The sequence below is a fragment of the Polaribacter atrinae genome (assembly GCF_038023995.1).
Classification (GTDB): Bacteria; Bacteroidota; Bacteroidia; order Flavobacteriales; family Flavobacteriaceae; genus Polaribacter; species Polaribacter atrinae.
Window position 1 is genome coordinate 1,918,908 of sequence record NZ_CP150660.1, and the last position, 18,937, is coordinate 1,937,844.

The 18,937-nt window shown below is 29.6% G+C and carries 15 protein-coding genes and 1 pseudogene; 8 read left to right on the forward strand and 8 right to left on the reverse strand.

Features of this window, described 5'->3' with window-relative positions; all coding sequences use genetic code 11:
- Nucleotides 1-329 precede the first annotated feature (329 nt).
- Nucleotides 330-1,538 carry a porin gene (locus WG945_RS08415; RefSeq protein ID WP_068446967.1) on the forward strand — a complete coding sequence of 403 codons (1,209 nt, stop codon included), beginning with the start codon at nucleotides 330-332 and terminating at the stop codon, nucleotides 1,536-1,538.
- 77 nt (nucleotides 1,539-1,615) lie between these two features.
- Nucleotides 1,616-3,871, forward strand: coding sequence for an inorganic phosphate transporter (locus WG945_RS08420; RefSeq protein WP_068446969.1), 2,256 nt, complete (start codon nucleotides 1,616-1,618; stop codon nucleotides 3,869-3,871).
- A 467-nt stretch (nucleotides 3,872-4,338) separates the two neighbouring features.
- Here WG945_RS08420 and WG945_RS08425 read toward each other — a convergent pair whose 3' ends face one another.
- Together WG945_RS08425 and uvrC are read right to left on the reverse strand one after the other, a co-directional pair.
- Nucleotides 4,339-6,540 (reverse strand): patatin-like phospholipase family protein, encoded by a 2,202-nt coding sequence (locus WG945_RS08425; RefSeq protein WP_068446971.1) that lies wholly within the window; start codon nucleotides 6,538-6,540, stop codon nucleotides 4,339-4,341.
- A complete protein-coding gene (gene uvrC / locus WG945_RS08430) occupies nucleotides 6,537-8,333 on the reverse strand; it encodes an excinuclease ABC subunit UvrC (protein WP_068446973.1) in 1,797 nt (598 codons plus the stop codon). Before uvrC ends, WG945_RS08425 begins: the two co-directional genes overlap by 4 nt.
- A 180-nt stretch (nucleotides 8,334-8,513) precedes the next feature.
- Here uvrC and WG945_RS08435 point away from each other — a divergent pair, with 180 nt between their 5' ends.
- From WG945_RS08435 to WG945_RS08455, 6 genes and pseudogenes are all read left to right on the forward strand, one after another.
- Nucleotides 8,514-8,876 carry a hypothetical protein gene (locus WG945_RS08435; RefSeq protein WP_068446974.1) on the forward strand — a complete coding sequence of 121 codons (363 nt, stop codon included), beginning with the start codon at nucleotides 8,514-8,516 and terminating at the stop codon, nucleotides 8,874-8,876.
- A 741-nt stretch (nucleotides 8,877-9,617) separates the two neighbouring features.
- Complete coding sequence (locus tag WG945_RS08440) at nucleotides 9,618-10,409, forward strand: sensor histidine kinase (RefSeq protein ID WP_068446976.1); 792 nt, start codon at nucleotides 9,618-9,620, stop codon at nucleotides 10,407-10,409.
- Nucleotides 10,410-10,418: 9 nt separating this feature from the next.
- Nucleotides 10,419-11,099 carry a response regulator transcription factor gene (locus tag WG945_RS08445; protein WP_068446978.1) on the forward strand — a complete coding sequence of 227 codons (681 nt, stop codon included), beginning with the start codon at nucleotides 10,419-10,421 and terminating at the stop codon, nucleotides 11,097-11,099.
- Between the two features lie 102 nt (nucleotides 11,100-11,201).
- Entirely contained in the window at nucleotides 11,202-11,609 is a 408-nt protein-coding gene (locus WG945_RS08450; RefSeq protein ID WP_068446981.1) for a hypothetical protein, read from the forward strand.
- Between the two features lie 146 nt (nucleotides 11,610-11,755).
- Nucleotides 11,756-11,908: pseudogene (locus WG945_RS17755) on the forward strand (T9SS type A sorting domain-containing protein); the annotation flags it as partial.
- 27 nt (nucleotides 11,909-11,935) lie between these two features.
- A complete protein-coding gene (locus tag WG945_RS08455; RefSeq protein ID WP_197482018.1) occupies nucleotides 11,936-12,094 on the forward strand; it encodes a hypothetical protein in 159 nt (52 codons plus the stop codon).
- A 2-nt stretch (nucleotides 12,095-12,096) separates the two neighbouring features.
- Here WG945_RS08455 and WG945_RS08460 read toward each other — a convergent pair whose 3' ends face one another.
- The 6 genes from WG945_RS08460 to WG945_RS08485 form a co-directional block, all read right to left on the reverse strand.
- Nucleotides 12,097-12,696 (reverse strand): DUF4230 domain-containing protein, encoded by a 600-nt coding sequence (locus tag WG945_RS08460; RefSeq protein ID WP_068446982.1) that lies wholly within the window; start codon nucleotides 12,694-12,696, stop codon nucleotides 12,097-12,099.
- A 31-nt stretch (nucleotides 12,697-12,727) separates the two neighbouring features.
- On the reverse strand, nucleotides 12,728-13,348 hold the full coding sequence (locus WG945_RS08465; RefSeq protein WP_068446984.1) for a lipoprotein signal peptidase: 621 nt from the start codon (nucleotides 13,346-13,348) through the stop codon (nucleotides 12,728-12,730).
- 43 nt (nucleotides 13,349-13,391) lie between these two features.
- Complete coding sequence (locus WG945_RS08470) at nucleotides 13,392-13,970, reverse strand: hypothetical protein (protein ID WP_157603496.1); 579 nt, start codon at nucleotides 13,968-13,970, stop codon at nucleotides 13,392-13,394.
- A 144-nt stretch (nucleotides 13,971-14,114) separates the two neighbouring features.
- On the reverse strand, nucleotides 14,115-14,492 hold the full coding sequence (locus WG945_RS08475; RefSeq protein ID WP_068446987.1) for a TraR/DksA family transcriptional regulator: 378 nt from the start codon (nucleotides 14,490-14,492) through the stop codon (nucleotides 14,115-14,117).
- A gap of 5 nt (nucleotides 14,493-14,497) precedes the next feature.
- Entirely contained in the window at nucleotides 14,498-17,905 is a 3,408-nt protein-coding gene (ileS, locus tag WG945_RS08480) for an isoleucine--tRNA ligase (RefSeq protein WP_068446989.1), read from the reverse strand.
- 171 nt (nucleotides 17,906-18,076) lie between these two features.
- A complete protein-coding gene (locus WG945_RS08485; protein ID WP_068446991.1) occupies nucleotides 18,077-18,841 on the reverse strand; it encodes a TerB family tellurite resistance protein in 765 nt (254 codons plus the stop codon).
- Between the last annotated feature and the right edge of the window lie 96 nt (nucleotides 18,842-18,937).

The window sequence follows — 18,937 nt, forward strand, 5'->3', positions numbered from 1 at the left end:
TATAATTTACTGCTGCAAAAGTCTACCGCATTTGTAAACACTATGTTAGTTTTAAATTATGCTTGCGTCACAAAAACATTAACTAAACGTTAAGTAGAGAGAATTAGTTAACCTTTATTTAATTTTTAGAAAACATTAATTTTAATTTTTGCTTAGATATTTGAACCATTCTTTAGAGATAAAGATTCACATAAATTATATTAGTTTTTGTCGACTACAATTTATGAGCTACTGCCTTTTTATAAGGCAGTTTTTTTATTTTGTTAATACTGTATTAACATTAATTTAACATAATTAGCGGTTCTTTGCAGTGACAAAAACTAATAATCATGCAATTCGCTACACTACGTAAAGTAGTAGTTACCATTATTTTGTATACTTCTTTAAGTATGCAGGCACAAGAAACGAACGCCCCTAAATTTGGTAAAGGTCTTTTTAACCTAGTTGGTAAAGACAGTACTTTTACAATGAAAGTTGGGTTAAGGTTTCAAACTCTAGCCACCTCACAGTGGGATGTAAGCAATGGTCTTTCTAATCAAGAATCTTCTATGTTAATTAGAAGATCTCGTTTAAAGTTTGATGGTTTTGCTTATTCTCCAAAACTAAAATACAAAGTAGAATTAGGGCTATCAAATAGAGATCAATCTGGAGCATCAGAATATACAAGCAATGCTCCTAGATATATATTAGATGCAGTTTTAAAATGGAATTTCTCTGGAAACTTTGTTTTATGGTTTGGGCAAACAAAATTACCAGGTAATAGAGAACGTGTAATATCTTCTGCCAATCTACAAATGGTAGATCGTTCTTTGTTAAACAGTAATTTTCAAATAGACAGAGACATCGGTATTCAACTAAGGCATCACTTTAATCTTACAGATACTTTTATTGTTAAAGAAATTTTTTCTATTGCCCAAGGTGAAGGAAGAAATATTACTACGGGTAATATAGGTGGTTATCAATATACTACAAAAGTAGAGTTATTTCCCTTTGGAGATTTTGCTAGTAAAGGAGATTATGCAGGAAGTGATTTAAAATTTGAAAAAAAACCAAAGTTATCTTTAGCTATTGGATATGATTTTAACAATGATGCCTCTAAAACAAAAAGTAATCAAGGTTCTTATATGTTAAATGATACTGGGTTTTATGCTACAAACATTTCTACACTCTTTTTAGATGCGATGTATAAGCATAATGGATTTTCATTTATGGCAGAATATGCCAACAGAGATGCAAAAGATCCGTTCGCTAAAAATTCTGATGGAACTTTAACAGGAGATAAAGTAGAAGTTGGTAACGGATTAAATTTACAGTCTGGTTATATGCTTTCTAAAACCATAGAAGTTTCTGGTAGATATACAAATATCACTTTAGATAAAGATGTGATGGGTAAAGGAGCAGAAAATCAATACACTTTAGGTGTTTCTAAATACATCTCAGAACACAAACTAAAAGTACAAACAGACTTAAGCTATACAGACATTGGTTTTAATACAAATCAACTGTTATTTAGACTACAAGTAGATATCCATTTTTAGTTAAAATGATAACATAAACCTAACATAGACTTTCTTTTATGTCTATAAATTTGCACAACAAAAATTAAATAAAGAAAATGGGAGATCCATATATTTTAATGTTAGTAGCTCTAGCTGTTTTAGCTATAGTAGATTTAGTTATAGGCGTTAGTAATGACGCTGTTAACTTCTTAAATTCAGCCATAGGCTCAAAAGCAATATCCGTAAGAAATATTATGATAATTGCTAGTTTAGGGGTGTTTTTTGGAGCCGTTACCTCTAGTGGAATGATGGAAGTTGCACGTAAAGGAATTTTTAATCCTGACATGTTTATGTTCCAAGATATTATGTTCATTTTTATGGCCGTAATGATTACAGATATTTTATTGCTAGATATCTTTAATACACTCGGAATGCCTACTTCTACCACCGTTTCTATTGTATTTGAACTTTTAGGAGCTGCCGTTTGTATTTCTTTAATAAAGATATCGGCTAATGATTCTCAATCTATTTCAGATATTTGGAATTACATCAACCATGAAAAAGCTTTTGAAATTATCAATGGAATATTATTATCCGTTGTTGTAGCATTCTCTGTAGGAGCAATTGTACAATTTGTATCTAGGTTAATTTATACGTTCAACTTTAATAAAAGAGCAACTTATATTAGTGCTTTGTTTGGTGGATTTGCAATTACTGCAATTACCTACTTTATCATTATAAAAGGAATGAAAGGAACTCCTTGGTATGATGATATTGCACATTTAATTGAAGGAAACACTTTAGCTATTATTTTAGGAAGCTTTGTTATCTGGGCTATAATTTCTCAAGTATTAATTCAATTTTTTAAAGTAAATATTTTAAAACTGATTATTGGAGTTGGTACATTTTCTTTAGCAATGGCCTTTTCTGGAAATGATTTAGTAAACTTTGTTGGTGTACCAATTGCTGCATGGAACTCTTACCAATCTTGGAGTATCTCTGGTGTTGATGCCAATGCATTCTCTATGGGAATATTAGCAAAAAAAGTACCTTCTAACATTTGGTTATTATTAATAGCAGGTGCTATTATGGTGGTTACTTTATGGACTTCTAGTAAAGCACAAAATGTAATAAAAACAGGTATCGATTTATCTCGTCAGGGAGAAGGGCATGAAAAATTTCAGCCAAATCCTTTATCTAGAATTGTGGTAAGATTTGCAATGGGTCTTAACTTTGGACTTGGTAAAATCTTCCCTAAAAAGGCATTGAATTATGTAGATTCTAAATTTCAAAAGCCAGTAATAGAATTGCCAAAAGATAAAACGTATGAGTTACCTGCTTTCGATTTAGTAAGAGCTTCTGTTAACTTAATTGTTGCTGGTATCTTAATCTCTGTTGCAACTTCTATGAAATTGCCACTGTCTACTACCTATGTAACATTTATGGTTGCTATGGGTACTTCTTTAGCAGATAGAGCTTGGGGACGTGAAAGTGCAGTTTACAGAGTTGCCGGAGTAATAAATGTTGTTGGTGGTTGGTTCTTAACTGCAATTACGGCATTTTTAGCTTCTGCTTTAGTAGCGTACTTAATTAGTTGGGATATGGTTATGATTCCTATTCTATTAGCACTTGTTGCTTTCTTAATTGGAAGAAACAGCTTAATTCATAGAAGAAAATCTAAAGAAGTAAAAAAACAAGTATATATAGAAAGAGCAGAATTAATTACAATTAATGGTGTAATTGAAGAAAGTGCAGATCATATTTCTGAAGTAATAAACCGTGTAAATAAATTATATACCAATGTTGTAAATGATTTAGCAAACCACGATTTAAATAAATTACGTAAAACAGATAAACACGTTGCCAAACTTAATGATGAAATAGATGGATTAAAAGATGGCGTTTTCTATTTTATTAAATCTTTAGACGAAACTTCTGTAGAAGCAAGTAGGTTTTACATTATGGTTTTAGGATATTTACAAGACATAGCACAATCTATTAGTTATATTTCTAGAGCTAGCTATAAACATGTAAACAACAATCATAAAAATTTAAAGAAAGGTCAAATAAAAGATTTAAAAACGATTGATGTTGCCTTATCTGCTTTATTAACTAAAGAAGCAGCTATTTTCGAAAATAGAGAATTAGACAATTTAAACAGCCTATTAATAGAAAAGAATGAGTTGTTACAAAGCGTAAGATCTTCTATTGAAAAACAAGTTGCAAGAATTAGAACAGATGAAACGAGTCCTAAAAACACAACTTTATACTTTAGTGTATTGTTAGAAACAAAAGATTTAATTAAAGCTTTAATGAGCTTGTTAGAAACTTATGAAGAGTTTCACTTAAGCACAAAACAAGTAAAATTATAATCTATTTATAAGTAATAAAAAAAACCATGAAGCACTCTTCATGGTTTTTTTTTGTTCTATAAACCTTTAAAAGGTTATCCATACACAAGGATACAACAGCTACAAATAACAAATCATCTTATGTTATTGTTCTATTATAATTTTCCCTTTTCTTAAAGTTTTTAAACCTAAAGGAATTTTATCTTGTTTCTGTTATGGCAGTTTAAATTGAATGGCTATTTTCCGATTTTAGTGATAAATAATTCAAATTTTTGTTTCAATTGTATTATGGAATCTTCTAACTCAATCTTACTCTTAATTAAATCATTGTTTTTCCCTTTGTACTCTAAAGCTAAATAAAACAATGATTACAACTTCCGCATAATAGTACTCCTACAAATCCTTAACCCAGACTATCCTACTTTAAAAAAGTAGCTTGAAATAAAAGCGAATTAAAGAAGAAACGTAACGAATATTAGGTATTTCTTTTAAAACCAAAACCCTAAATTAAATAACCAGTATTGTTCTTTAGTCTCTGGAGACCAACTATATTTTATTTCTAAAGGACCAATAAGAGAATTATAACTATACCCAACAGCGTAACCAGATTTAACATCAGTAAAAAGGTCTATGTTTTTAAAAATATTCTCATCTAAACGTCCGTAATTGGCTATAAAGGTTGCATAATGTTTACTAGCAAAAGCATATCTTAAATTAAGCTCGGTCTTTACATAAGTATTATCTGAAAGTTCCCCAAATTCATAGCCGTAGAAAGGCACAAAAGTGTTAATATAATTTTGGTTGTATCCTCCCAAATAAAAATCAAAAACATCAGAATCCACATCGTTTAATGTAAAACCAGCTTCACTTGTTACCTGTAGCGTAAGTTTATCTAAAAAAGTAGTAGCAAAACCTAAAGTTCCTTTTGTTTGGGCAAATTGCGAGAAATCATCATTATGATCTGATGAAACCATGTACCACTTAAAGTTTAAGTCTGCAAAATATCCTTTTGTAGGAAAATAATTTTTATCATAAGTATCTAACTTTAAATAGCCAAAAGAATTAAAATAGTTACTATTATCAAAAACAGTAGCTTCATTAGTTTCAGAAGCAATTGTTTCTGTAGTTGCCTTTACATATTTATACTCTACACCTAAACCTAGAGCAAATCTTCTATTAAAAGTTGTTTGCAAAAAAAATTGATTGGTAATATCTGTATATTTTAAATTAATACTGCTAACAGAAGGAAACTGAGATATAATGGAATTAAATTTAGAGTTTGTTCTAAAATGATTGTACCTAGATCTAAAACCATAACTAACATAAAATCCATTATCTACAAAATAATCTAAGTTATACCTTAAATTATCTCCTAAAACAAGGTTCAAAGAAAGCATATCATTATTTAATAGAAAGTGTTTCTTATTATAATTTGCCAAAAGACCAGACTTATATAAATAATCATAATGAATACCTAATTTTAGATTAGCACTCCCACTTGATTCGTTTAAATTCAGTTTTAGGTTATACGTATCATCTTCCTTTTTTGTTAAATTATACGTTATTCGTTCGTAATTTTTTGTAGCAGATAAGAAGTGAATTCTTTTTGTAATTTCCTTTCTTGTTAAACTATCTCCTTTTTTTATCTTTATTTTACCTAAAACAAAAGCTCTTGTATAGATGTTACATCCAGACAAATTAATATCTGTAATCGAAAACTTTTCTTTATCAAAATTTAACTTTTTATGTTCTCTTTTATGTACTTGCTTTTCTGCTAATTCTTTAAAAACATTGCTAAATTTCTTTCCTTCTTTAATTCCTATTTCTAAAATATTTTGTTTGTCATCAAAACTAACCACATTATAATCATTAACAACAGGATGAATATAAACGTCTAATTTTTCTTTTTCCATGTCTGTAGTTTTATACATCTGATAACTAACTATCTGATTTAAAAGAGCTACAATAGAATTTAGATTCTCTTTTTCATATAAACTTCCTTCTACATCTACGCCTATTACAACATCAACTCCTTTAGACTTCATGACACTAATAGGGAAATTATTAGCTATTCCGCCATCTACCAATAATTTATCATCTACAACAACCGGGTTTAATAACGTAGGGAAAGAACCACTAGCTCTTAAAGCCATGGGTAAAGAGCCCTTTTCTAATAAAACGGCATTCCCATTTTCTACATCCGTAGCAATGCAAAAGAAAGGAATCGGTAGCTTCTTAAAATCTGAAATACCTTCTACAGAAGATAATAATTCTATTAAAAAATTTAATACATTCTGACCTTTAGAAACCGCTACTGGGAAACCTATTGCTCCTTTGTTAACTGGTAAAGTAATAAATGTTTTTTCACCAAACTCTTTCTCAAAAAAAGGTTTAGAATTTCTTGGCAACTGATCTTGTAAAAGTGTCATAAAATCGGTTTCTAAAACAATCTGCTCTATCTGGTCACCAGAATATCCTATTGAATATAAACCTCCAATAATTGCCCCCATACTGGTACCACCTATATAGTCTATTTGTAAACCAGCTTTGTCAATTTCTTTTAAAACCCCAATATGAGCAAAACCTTTTGCGCCTCCTCCACTTAGAACCAAACCTACTTTTGGTTGTTTTCCTTGACTATTTACAGCTATAGAAAGTAACACTAAAAATACTAATATTTGTTTTTTCATTTTTTCTTCGGTTGAAAATATTCATATACTTTTATAGCTCTTGCGTTTCCTATAACTTCTTTTAGTTCTTCTAAAGAAGCTTCTTTAACACGTTTTGCCGACTTAAATTTACGTAATAAAGTTGTAATAGTTTGCGCACCAACATCTGGTATTTGCTCTAGTTCAGATTTTATAGCACTTTTACTTCGTTTATTTCTATGAAACGTAATTCCGAATCTATGTGCCTCATTTCTTAGGTACTGCGTAATCTTTAACGTTTCAGATTTTTTATCTAAATATAAAGGTATTGGATCTCCTGGATAATAAATTTCTTCTAAACGTTTTGCAATACCTATAATGGCTATTTTGCCCCTTAAACCTAAACTTTCTAACGCTTTTAAACCAGATGATAATTGTCCTTTTCCACCATCCACAATAATTAATTGTGGCAAAGGTTGTTCTTCTTCTAACAAACGCTTGTACCTTCTGTAAACAACCTCTTCCATAGATGCAAAATCGTCTGGTCCATCAACGGTTTTAATATTGTAATGCCTGTAATCTTTTTTACTTGGTTTTCCGTCTTTAAAAACTACACAAGCAGCAACAGGATTTGTACCCTGAATGTTAGAGTTATCGAAACACTCTATATGACGTGGTTCTACATGCAAACGCAAATCCTTTTTCATTTGCGCCATAATTCTCTTTACATGCCTATCTGGATCTACAATTTGTACTTGCTTAAATTGTTCTTGTCTATAGTATTTTGCATTTCTTTCAGACAGTTCTACAATGCGCTTTTTATCGCCTAATTTAGGAATGGTTACTTTTACATTCTCTCCTAAATTCACTTTAAAAGGTACATAAATTTCTGGTGACTGAGAATCGAATCGCTGTCTAATTTCAACAATAAACAACTCTAATAATTCTTTATCAGATTCGTCTAATTTTTTCTTGATTTCTGTTGTATGAGACTGGATGATTGATCCATTAGAAATTTTTAAGAAATTAGCATATCCATGTGTTTCATCAGAAATAATAGAAAAAACATCTACATTATTTATAGACGGATTTATAATGGTACTTTTAGATTGATAATTGCCTAACAGATGTAATTTCTCTTTAATTTTTTGAGCCTCCTCAAACTCCATTTTCTCAGCAAAGTCCAACATCATTTTCTGAAACTTCTCTAAGCTTTCTTTAAAATTTCCTTTTATAATATTTCTAATTTCTGCTATAGAATTATTATAATGACTTTCTGTTTCTAAGCCTTCACAAGCACCTTTACAGTTTTTTAAATGATATTCTAAACAAACTTTATACTTTCCTTCATTTACATTCTGATGACTTAAATCGTACTTACACGTTCTTAGTGGATACAATTCTTTAATTAAGTCTAATAAAATACGAACCGTTTTTATAGAAGTATAAGGACCAAAATATTCAGAGCCATCTTTAATCACCCTACGCGTCATAAAAACTCTCGGAAAACGTTCTTTTTTAATGCAAAGCCAAGGATAAGACTTGTCATCCTTTAGTAAAACATTGTAACGTGGTTTGTATTTTTTAATCAGATTATTCTCTAATAATAAAGCATCTGTTTCTGTATTTACAACAATATGCTTTATACGAACAATCTTTTTAACTAAAACTCTAGTCTTGCCATTTTCGTGATTCTTATTAAAATAAGAAGCGACTCTTTTTTTTAAATTTTTAGCTTTACCTACATAAATAATAACATCTTCTTTATCAAAGTACTGATAAACTCCGGGTTCATTTGGTAAAGTTTTAATTTGTAGTTCTAAAGGTGTAGGCATAGAACGAAATTACACATTTTTAAACATCCAAAATATAAAAACAAGTGAAAAAATAGTTGTAAAAACAAGCTGAAAATTATTTTTAAAATCTAAAAGAGCATTTTAATAGGCACATTTTACGTATTTTTCTACATTTAAACAGAACCAAACCAATTCACTAACTACTTACACTTTTTAATCATGGCAAAAAAAAATACAATTTCTTTACAAACAGCTAAAAGATGGACCAAAAGATGGCGCAAAATGGAAGGTTCTTATAATGCACACCAAGATTGCAGAGCTTTTAACATTCCTATAGAAGATTTAAAAGGAGTAATTGCAGAAGGAGCGGTAACTGTAAGAGCGTACATAGGTGTACATAAACATAAAATTGAAGGAGAAACCGTTTTTGAAGAAAAATTAATTATTGTTGGTGTTAACGCAGAAGGTAAAGACATGATTTCTTCTAAAGATGGAGAGGTTTTAGACCCTGAGAGTGATTTTATTTATGACTTTACAACTCCTTGCCCAGACAAATGTGATTCTGAAAGCCCTTTAAATTAAGCAGCTTACTATGACTTTTGATGATTTTATTACAATTACTGGTTATTTATTTTTAGTTATAAATACCCTAGTATTTATTATTAGCTATAATAAAAAACACAAAGCACTAAAATACTTTATTATGTATTTATTGCTTTGTCTTTTTATTCAGTTTTCATCTAACATTTTAAATTCATTAAACAATCATAACCTCTTTTTAAGTCATTATTTTTTTGTGGGACAATTTGTTTTTTTAAGTCTATTCTTTTCATCTCTCGATGATTTTAAAAAATATAAGAGCGTAAATATTATTTTAACGTTTATAATAGCAGCCTCATTTTTTATATACCTCTATCGTTTCCCCGAAAATTTAGATAGGTGGAGTATTTTAGAAATTGCAATTACATCTATAGCATTGTTAGTATATAGTTTTACTTTTTTTCTAAAAAAAATAGAAAATGATAAAGACAGAAAATACATTTATTTTAACTCTGGTTTTTTTGTGTATACATTATGTAGCACACTCATCTTTACATTAGGAAATATAGGATCTAAAGAATTAAAATTTTATGTTTGGCAGTTCAATTCTATCTTGTATATTGTTTTTCAGATGATGATTTTTGTTGAGTGGTATAAGAACTTTAGAAAACCAAATCGCAAAGAACCTACTCTAGATAACTTTATTACAAAGTAAAAAAACGATAATTATAAAGGTAAAATTATTTTTATGTAACTTCGTTTTCTTTGATTTAAAAACCCCAAATGGAAAAACTCTTTATTCAAGAAAACCAAGTGATACTTATCGCCTTAACAGGGGTTATATTACTTCTTTTTATGGGAGTTACACTCTTACTATTTTTCTTTACCTCAAGAAAAAAAATAGTAGATAAAGAGCTAGAAAAAAAGAAATTAGAAGTATCACATCAAAAAGAAATTATACAATCTATCATTATAACTCAAGAAGAAGAGCGCAAACGTATTGCACAAGATTTACATGATGATATTAGCTCTAAACTTAATGTAATTAACCTAAATGCAAACCTTTTAAAAGACGGAGATTTGTCTCCAGAAGAATACATAGTAGTTAATAATGACATTTTAGAAGCAACTGATAAAACTTTAGAAAGTGCTCGTAAAATTGCACATAATTTACTACCACCAATTTTAGAAGAATTTGGGTTTAAAGACGCCGTAGAAGAACTTGCAGACTCTTTTAATAATAGTAGAAAAATTAATATATCATACAACATAAAATACAACAAGAAACATTTAAACCCACAAAACGAATTACACCTTTTTAGAATTAATCAAGAATTAATCAATAATTCTGTAAGACATGGTAAAGCAAAAAATAGCACTATAAATATATCTCATAAAGACGATAAACTTATTTTTAGTTATACAGATAATGGCATTGGTTTTAATTCTGCTAAAAACGAGAATAAAAAAGGACTTGGTATGAAAAATATAGAAAGTAGGGTTTCTTTATTGAATGGTCGATATAGTGTTGGAAGTGAAGTAGGAAAAGGATTCAATATTTTAATTGTAATATAACCCCCGATAATGAAAAAAATAAATATCATAATTGCCGATGATGAAGAACTTTTTAGAAAAGGTATCCGATTTTTATTAGAAAGAGAGAGTAACCTTAACATTACTTACGAAGCAGCAAACGGTAAAGAATTAATCAACTTTTTATCCTATACAGAACAATCTCCAGACATTATTTTAATGGATTTAAAAATGCCAGAAATAAATGGTGTAGAAGCTACTAAAATAATTCATAAAACACACCCAGACATTAAAATAATTGCATTAACTAGTTTTGATGGAAAATCTTTTATAACCAACATGATAGATGTTGGCGCATCTTCTTACCTACTAAAAAACACCAGTCCTAAAATGGTAATTCATACCATAAATGAAGTATATAATAAAGGATTTTATTATGATGAAAAAGTTTTAAAAATTATTCATGAAAACATTAATTCATCTAGTGGAAAACGTATCAAAATCGATTTAGACAAAAAGCTACTTTCTAAAAGAGAAATTGATGTTCTAGAGTTAATTTGCGATCAATGTACCACTGCAGAAATTGCAGAAAAACTCTTTATAAGCCCAAGAACAGTAGAAGGTCATAGAAATAATTTATTACTTAAAACACATTCTAAAAATGTTGCAGGATTGGTTATTTATGGTATTCAAAAAAAATTAATAGAAATTACACCAGATTTTAATATATAAAACTATTTTCTAAAAAACAGGTATTTATAAATTAGATAATCTATCTTTAAGAATAGTTGTTTTATCACAAGTTGGCAACAATATACCAATCACTCTCTGAAAATGGATTTTAAGAAAAAATTTAGTGAAATAGATATATTACCTAAAATGAATATAAACGCACCAACATTTGACTTACAAAGTTCGGAAGAAAAAACACAAATTGAAATTAGAGATTTAATGAATACGCAATTAAAAACTGCTGAATTACAATCTAAAACTTCTGACGTACAATATAAGGTTTCATTATTCCTAACCATTGCTGCAATTATTATAAGTTTAATACCATTAGCAAAAGATTTTATATTTGAAAAACCGAACTATAACGAATCCATAATTCGAATATCTGAAACGCAATCACAACAATCTGAAACCATATCAAATATGCACACTTATTTACTTGACCTTCAGAATAAAGTGCAAAGTTTAGAGAAAGAAAATGAATTACTGATTGAAAAGTTGAAAAAATAAATACTGTAGCCAACACCGTGTAGTAAAAATTGCTAAATTAGTGCTTTATCAAAGTTAGTTGCATTTTTGTAAATTCCTATTTTCCTGCGGAAAATAGCCGTTCACTTTAAACGCAACTTTGCCATAAACAACAACGTAGTGCTACCAATATGCTATACAACATGCTTGGTAAGCAAGTTGTCAAAACTCTTTTTACATCAAACGGAACTAAGGGTCTTGCTTTATCTGTATTAACAAAAGGTGTTTATCTGGTAAAAACTGAAAAAGGAAAGATGAACAAAAAAATAATTTTAGAATAATCCTATTAATTTTTTAAACAAAACATCATGAAAAAAGATATAGAAAAAATTAGCCGTAAAGAAGCAATTAAAAAAATAGGTAATTACGGTAAATATGCAGCTTTAACGGCTCTAGGAACCTACATGATCTTAAACCCACAAAAAGCACAAGCTTCTAGTCTTGAAAAACCTGGAAATAATTTTTAAGTTTAATCTTTAAAATTATTGAATATACCTGAATTCGTATTGTCTATAACCTCCCAATTATAAACGGCAGAAAGTTGATATATTTTAGACAGTTCTTCAAACAATCTTGTTTTTGATTTTTCCTTTAAATCAGTAACCTCAATAGTTTCTTTAATTTTTTCGATGCTTTTTTTGTTGATTTTATTCAACTCGTTTTTAGAAAAAGGATTAAACTGACTTTGTTGTAAATCGAAATATTTTATATCAGGAGAAATTACAACCTCTTCTTTCGGTATTTTATTGATGTAAATTTTCTTGCCTATAGAGTCTATTTGAATTTCTAATTTAGATAAATCATAACCAACCTCTACAGTTGCATTTACGGTTACAATGGCTTTTTTATCGAAAGAAAGATAATCGTAAAAATATTTTTTAGAATCAGAATAGTTGTAAACTTCAGAAAACGTTCCTTTAGAAACAACCAATTTACTCATGTTTTTAATTGAGGCTACAACTACTTGTATTTCTTCTTGTTTATGATTCTTCTCTTTTTTATCATACCAAAACTTGGCGATAAAAAAACCAAAAAGAAAAACAGCAAGGTATTTTAGAAAGCTATTCATATTCTTAAACTTTCTTTAAAGATATAAAAGATTATTCTTTTACAATAACTGGTTCATCTTTAGGAAAAGCTTGTTTGCTAAAGATAAATAATAAGGCAACCCCAACACTTATAAAAGCATCTGCAGGATTAAATATATATTGAAAGAAAGTAAACATTTCTCCACCAATAAAAGGAATCCAATCTGGTAAAACACCTTCCCATAAAGGAAAATAAAACATATCTACTACCCTACCATGAAATAATTCGCCATAAGGTTTGTCTGTAAATAGTGTTGCTACTTTATGGTTAGATCCATCAAAAATAACTCCGTAGAAAACAGAATCTATGATATTACCAACTGCACCAGAAAAAATTAAAGCAATCGCTATAATTACAGCATTGTGTACTTTCTTTTTAATGTTTTGTATTAACCAATAGATAATTCCGGATACAGCAACCAATCTAAACAATGTTAAAAAAAGTTTACCACCTTTACCACCAAACTCAAAACCCATTGCCATCCCATTGTTTTCTGTAAAATGGATTCTAAACCAATCGAAAACAACCACTTCTTCACCTAAAATAAAGTGTGTTTTTACATAAATTTTAATTACTTGATCTAAAATAATTGCGATAAGAATTATTAGAATAGCAAGACTCTTTTTTGACATTTGTATTGGATTTATACTCACAAAAATAACAATAATATTGGGTTTATTCGGCTGTTAAGAAAATATTAGCTTTTACCGAATTTACACGAACCTTTTTATAAAATTTTTCTATTCTTTTCTGATATGTTTTTTCAAACAAAATATCATTAATTTTTATTTTACCTTCTTTAGAAACAACATCAACATTTGCATTATTTACAACAGCGGATAGGTTTCCTGCGTACATCTTTACTTCTAAATTAGCGAAAATTGTACCTAATTTTAAAATTCCTTTTTCAATAAAAATATTTAAATCGCCTTTATAACTTTTAGCCTCAATATTTATTTCATCACCAAAAACAGTAATCTGTTTATTCCTTGGCACTTTAAGAACTACACTTGCTCTTTGCAATCTTTCTGTAATAAATTTTCTAAACATCTTACTTTCTGGCATACTGTCTGGTATTTCAAACTGAATCTTTAGCGTGTTAAATTCTTCTTTGTAAAGAATATGCTGTTTGGTTATATTTTCTGCAAATAAATAGACTTCTACAAAATTAGACTCAGAATTTTCTATCACAAAACTATCTAACCCATGTGTAGAAATTTCTAATGCTTTTAATGGAGTTTCAAACTTTTTCATCACTTTCTTTTGCGATAAAATGGGTGTAGAAATTAATAAAAGGAAAAAAACTATTTTCAATTGCATTTTAATAGACATTATATTAAAATTATAAAACAAAAAAAGCTTCCCTAAAGAAGCTTTTTAATTATGATCTAAAAAATATTATTGTTTGCGCTTAGCCTCAATACTTAAAGTTGCATGAGGTACTATTCTTAAACGTTCTTTCTGTATTAATTTACCCGTTACTCTACAAACACCATACGTCTTATTCTCTATACGTAACAAAGCATTTTTTAAGTCTCTAATAAACTTTTCTTGTCTTATAGCTAACTGAACATTGGCTTCTTTGTTCATCACCTCAGAGCCTTCATCAAAAGATTTAAATGAATGTGAAGTATCATTTGTACCGTTATCAGAATCATTTTTATAAGCCGCTTTTAACAACGCTAAATCTTCTTGTGCTCTAGTTATTTTTTTATCTATAATTGCTTTAAACTCTTGTAGGTCTTCCGCTGAATATTTTAGTTTTACGTCTGACATAAATCTTACATTTTTTCGATTAATATTCTACTTTTTATGGTATCAAATTCAATTTCTGTACCATTATTTAATTCATCTACAAAAACCAATTCCTTGGTTAATGTTTCACTCATTATGTAGTCTTTATTATCCGTGATAGATTTTTGTAAGTTCTCGAAATTTAAAACCGTTAATTTTATTCTATCTGTTACTTCTAAACCTGTGTCTTTACGTGCATTTTGGATTCTATTTACCAATTCTCTGGCAACTCCTTCTTTACGCAAATCTTCTGTTATTGTAACATCTAAAGCAACTGTTAACGACCCTTCATTTGCAACTAACCACCCTTCTATATCTTTAGATGATATCTCTACGTCTGAGAGTTCTAAAGTAATATTTTTTCCGTTAATTTCGAGAAGAATGTTTTTATCTTTCTCTATTTTGTTAATATCTTCTTGGTTAAACTTCTGCACTTCTGCAGCTATAAAACGCATGTCTTTACCAAACTTTGGGCCTAAAGTTTTAAAATTAGGCTTAATTTGTTTGATTAAGATATCTGAAGCATCATCTAAAATTTGGATCTCCTTAATATTTACTTCATTCTGAATTAAGTTTGCAACCGCTAAAATTTCTTCTTTTTGCTGCTCACTATCAACAGGAATCATGATTTTTTGTAATGGTTGACGTACTTTAATCTTTTCTTTTGCTCTAAGTGATAAAACTAAAGATGATATAATTTGTGCATTTTCCATTTTACGCTCTAAGCTTTTATCTACAAAACTTGCATCGTATATAGGAAAATCAGATAAATGAATACTTTCTGATGTTTCTTTACCCGTTACAGAGTTTAAATCTTGATACAATTTATCCATAAAGAATGGCGCAATTGGCGATGCTAATTTTGCAATCGTGTTCATACACGTATACAACGTTTGATATGCAGAAATTTTATCTGTTTGATAATCTCCTTTCCAAAAACGTCTTCTACTTAAACGTACATACCAGTTACTTAAATAATCTTGTGTAAAATCACTTATTGCTCTAGCAGCTCTTGTAGGCTCGTATTCTTCGTAGAATTTATCAACCTTAGCAATTAAAGTATGTAATTCTGATAAAACCCAACGGTCTATTTCTGGTCTTTTTTCTAAAGGAACATCTGCTTCTTCATAAGAAAAACCATCCAAATTTGTATATAAAGTAAAGAAAGAATAGGTATTATATAAAGTTCCGAAGAATTTACGTTTTACCTCTTCAATTCCGTCTAAATCGAATTTTAAATTGTCCCAAGGGTTTGCATTTGCAATCATGTACCAGCGTGTTGCATCTGCACCATACGTTGATAATGTTGTAAAAGGATCTGTTGCATTTCCTAGACGTTTAGACATTTTATGTCCGTTTTTATCTAAAACTAAACCATTAGAAACAACGTTTTTATACGCTACAGAATCAAAAACCATGGTTGCAATTGCGTGTAAAGTATAAAACCAACCACGTGTTTGATCTACTCCTTCTGCAATAAAATCTGCAGGGAAAGATTCGTTTCCATCAATTTTTTGTTTGTTCTCGAACGGATAATGCCATTGTGCATACGGCATAGAACCAGAATCGAACCAAACATCAATTAAATCGCTTTCACGCTTCATTGGTTGTCCACTTGCTGAAACTAATACAATTTCATCAACAATATTTTTATGTAAATCTATTTTCGCATAGTTTTCTTCTGAGTTGTTATCAACTTCAAAATCTTCGAAAATATCTTTTGCTAAAACACCAGCAGCTACAGCCTTTGCCATTTCTTCTTTTAATTCTTTAACAGAACCAATACAAATTTCTTCTTTACCATCTTCTGACCTCCAGATTGGTAATGGAATTCCCCAATAACGAGAACGAGATAAATTCCAATCATTTGCGTTTGCCAACCAGTTTCCAAAACGACCTGTACCTGTAGATTCAGGTTTCCAGTTAATGGTTTTGTTTAAACTGTGCATTCTATCTTTAACATCGGTTACTTTAATAAACCAAGAATCTAATGGATAATATAAGATTGGTTTATCTGTACGCCAACAGTTTGGATAACTGTGCTTGTATTTTTCTACTTTAAAAGCTTTATTTTCTGTTTTTAACTTAATAGCTAATTCAACATCAATAGATCTTTCTGGTGCTTCACCATCATTATAATATTCATTCTTTACATATTTACCTGCAAACTCACCCATTTCTGGCCTAAATTTTCCTTGTAAATTTACTAAAGGAACTAAATTATCATTTTCATCTTTTACCAACATTGGTGGTATTGGTGGCACTGCTTGTTTTGCAACCAATGCATCATCTGCCCCAAAAGTTGGTGCTGTATGTACAATTCCTGTTCCGTCTTCTGTGGTAACAAAATCTCCAGCAATTACTCTAAAAGCATCTTCTGGATTATCGTTTGGACGACAGTAATCTAAAACAGGTTCGTATTTAATATCAACTAAATCTTTACCAACAAACTCTTTTATAACGTGATAAGGTATTTTTTTATCACCAGCATTATAACTACTTAATTCTGCTGAAGTTTCTACTTCAACATTATTTTTACCTGCAAATTGTTTTCCAACTAATTTTTTAGCTAAAATTACTTTGATAGACTCAAATGTATATTGATTAAACGTTTCTACTAAAACATATTCAATTTTAGGTCCAACCGTTAATGCTGTATTACTTGGCAATGTCCAAGGTGTTGTAGTCCAAGCAATAAAATAAACAGTTCCTTCATTTTGTAAAAAGTCTGGTAATGTATTTTCTACTGCTTTAAATTGCGCAACAATAGTGGTGTCTGTTACATCTTGATATGTACCAGGTTGATTCAACTCATGAGAGCTTAAACCTGTACCCGCTTTTGGCGAATATGGCTGAATTGTATATCCTTTGTAAATTAATTCTTTGTTATAAATCTGTTTTAGCAACCACCAAACAGATTCCATATATTTAGGCTCATAAGTAATATATGGATCTTCCATATCTACCCAATACCCCATTTTATTGGTTAAATCATGCCAAACATCTGTATATTTCATTACGGCTTTTCTACAAGCTGCATTATAATCTTCTACAGAAATGGTTTTTCCAATATCTTCTTTGGTAATTCCTAATTCTTTTTCTACACCCAATTCAATTGGTAAACCATGTGTATCCCAACCAGCTTTACGCTTTACTTGGTATCCTTTCATGGTTTTATAACGTGGAAAAATATCTTTAATAGCTCTTGCTAAAACATGGTGAACTCCTGGAAGTCCATTTGCAGAAGGAGGTCCTTCAAAAAATACAAAAGGTTTTGCATTTTCTCTAGAAGATACACTCTTTTCGAAGATGTTATTTTCTTGCCAATAGTTAAGAATTTCTTCTGCTACTTTTGGTAAGTCAAGTCCTTTATACTCAGGAAATTTCGCTTTCATTTTCTGTCTTTTCTAATAAGAATGCGAAATTAAGGATTTTCTTCTAATTTTAGTCAGTTGAAAGTAGCAAAGTTTAAGGTAAAAAAACACCGAAACTACAAAGTGGCAAAATTAAAACCTTAGTTGGGTTTAACTTTGCCACTTTAAAACTTATAATGTTGTTAAACTATTTTACAAACCTCTCTCATTTTTAATTTTTTCATAGGCTGCTTGTATGCTCTGAAATTTTTCGTTTGCACCTTTTAAATGCTCTTCTCCTAAACCTTGTAATTTATCTGGATGGTATTTTTTTACCATTCTTCTATAACCACTTTTAACCTCTGCATCTGTAGCTGTTTTTTCTATTTCTAGAATTTTATAAGCATTTTCTGAAGAATCATAAAACATGGCTTTTATAGACTCAAAATCGTTTTGGTTGATATACAAATAACCAGCCATCTTTCTAATTTCTTCTACTTCTGACTCTGCTACATTTCCGTCTGCTTTTGCAATACCGAATAAAAAGTGTAACAATTGTAAACGAGATGCATGAGACATATTTTGTCTAATCTGTATACAAACTTGGCGTGCAGAAACTTCCTTTTTTATAATTCCGCTAAAAAGTTTAAAAGCATTATTCGCTCTTTCTTTACCATACATCCCTACAAATTGAGAACGTACAAAATCTAGTTCGCGTTGGTCTACTTTTCCGTCAGATTTTATAACGATGGAAGCTAAAACCAATAAACTCATTTCAAAATCTCCAGATTGTGTATCTGCAGCACTACTTCTACCTTTAGATTGTCTAGTTCTTTCGTAATCTATCTGTTCTTGTGTTAAGTCTTTTTCTGAAAAACCATCTACAAAACTACCTACTGCAAAACCAATGGCCGCACCTATTGGACCCCCAAAAGTAAATCCTAATCCTGCTCCTATCCATTTTGTAAAACTTCCCATTTTCTATTTTTTAAATAAGTGGCAAAGTTACAAAGTTTCAAAGAAACAATCATTTATAGTTATAAAAATTGGATTGTTAAGCTTTTAGAAAAATTA

Bases quoted from the DNA above. Each gene is read 5' to 3' on its own strand.
- WG945_RS08440 (WP_068446976.1), top strand. From the start codon at position 9,618: ATGGAAAAACTCTTTATTCAAGAAAACCAAGTGATACTTATCGCCTTA.
- WG945_RS08460 (WP_068446982.1), bottom strand. From the start codon at position 12,696: ATGAATAGCTTTCTAAAATACCTTGCTGTTTTTCTTTTTGGTTTTTTT.
- WG945_RS08450 (WP_068446981.1), top strand. From the start codon at position 11,202: ATGGATTTTAAGAAAAAATTTAGTGAAATAGATATATTACCTAAAATG.
- WG945_RS08475 (WP_068446987.1), bottom strand. From the start codon at position 14,492: ATGTCAGACGTAAAACTAAAATATTCAGCGGAAGACCTACAAGAGTTT.
- WG945_RS08435 (WP_068446974.1), top strand. From the start codon at position 8,514: ATGGCAAAAAAAAATACAATTTCTTTACAAACAGCTAAAAGATGGACC.
- WG945_RS08420 (WP_068446969.1), top strand. From the start codon at position 1,616: ATGGGAGATCCATATATTTTAATGTTAGTAGCTCTAGCTGTTTTAGCT.
- WG945_RS08465 (WP_068446984.1), bottom strand. From the start codon at position 13,348: ATGTCAAAAAAGAGTCTTGCTATTCTAATAATTCTTATCGCAATTATT.
- uvrC (WP_068446973.1), bottom strand. From the start codon at position 8,333: ATGCCTACACCTTTAGAACTACAAATTAAAACTTTACCAAATGAACCC.
- WG945_RS08455 (WP_197482018.1), top strand. From the start codon at position 11,936: ATGAAAAAAGATATAGAAAAAATTAGCCGTAAAGAAGCAATTAAAAAA.
- ileS (WP_068446989.1), bottom strand. From the start codon at position 17,905: ATGAAAGCGAAATTTCCTGAGTATAAAGGACTTGACTTACCAAAAGTA.
- WG945_RS08425 (WP_068446971.1), bottom strand. From the start codon at position 6,540: ATGAAAAAACAAATATTAGTATTTTTAGTGTTACTTTCTATAGCTGTA.
- WG945_RS08445 (WP_068446978.1), top strand. From the start codon at position 10,419: ATGAAAAAAATAAATATCATAATTGCCGATGATGAAGAACTTTTTAGA.
- WG945_RS08470 (WP_157603496.1), bottom strand. From the start codon at position 13,970: ATGAAAAAGTTTGAAACTCCATTAAAAGCATTAGAAATTTCTACACAT.
- WG945_RS08485 (WP_068446991.1), bottom strand. From the start codon at position 18,841: ATGGGAAGTTTTACAAAATGGATAGGAGCAGGATTAGGATTTACTTTT.
- WG945_RS08415 (WP_068446967.1), top strand. From the start codon at position 330: ATGCAATTCGCTACACTACGTAAAGTAGTAGTTACCATTATTTTGTAT.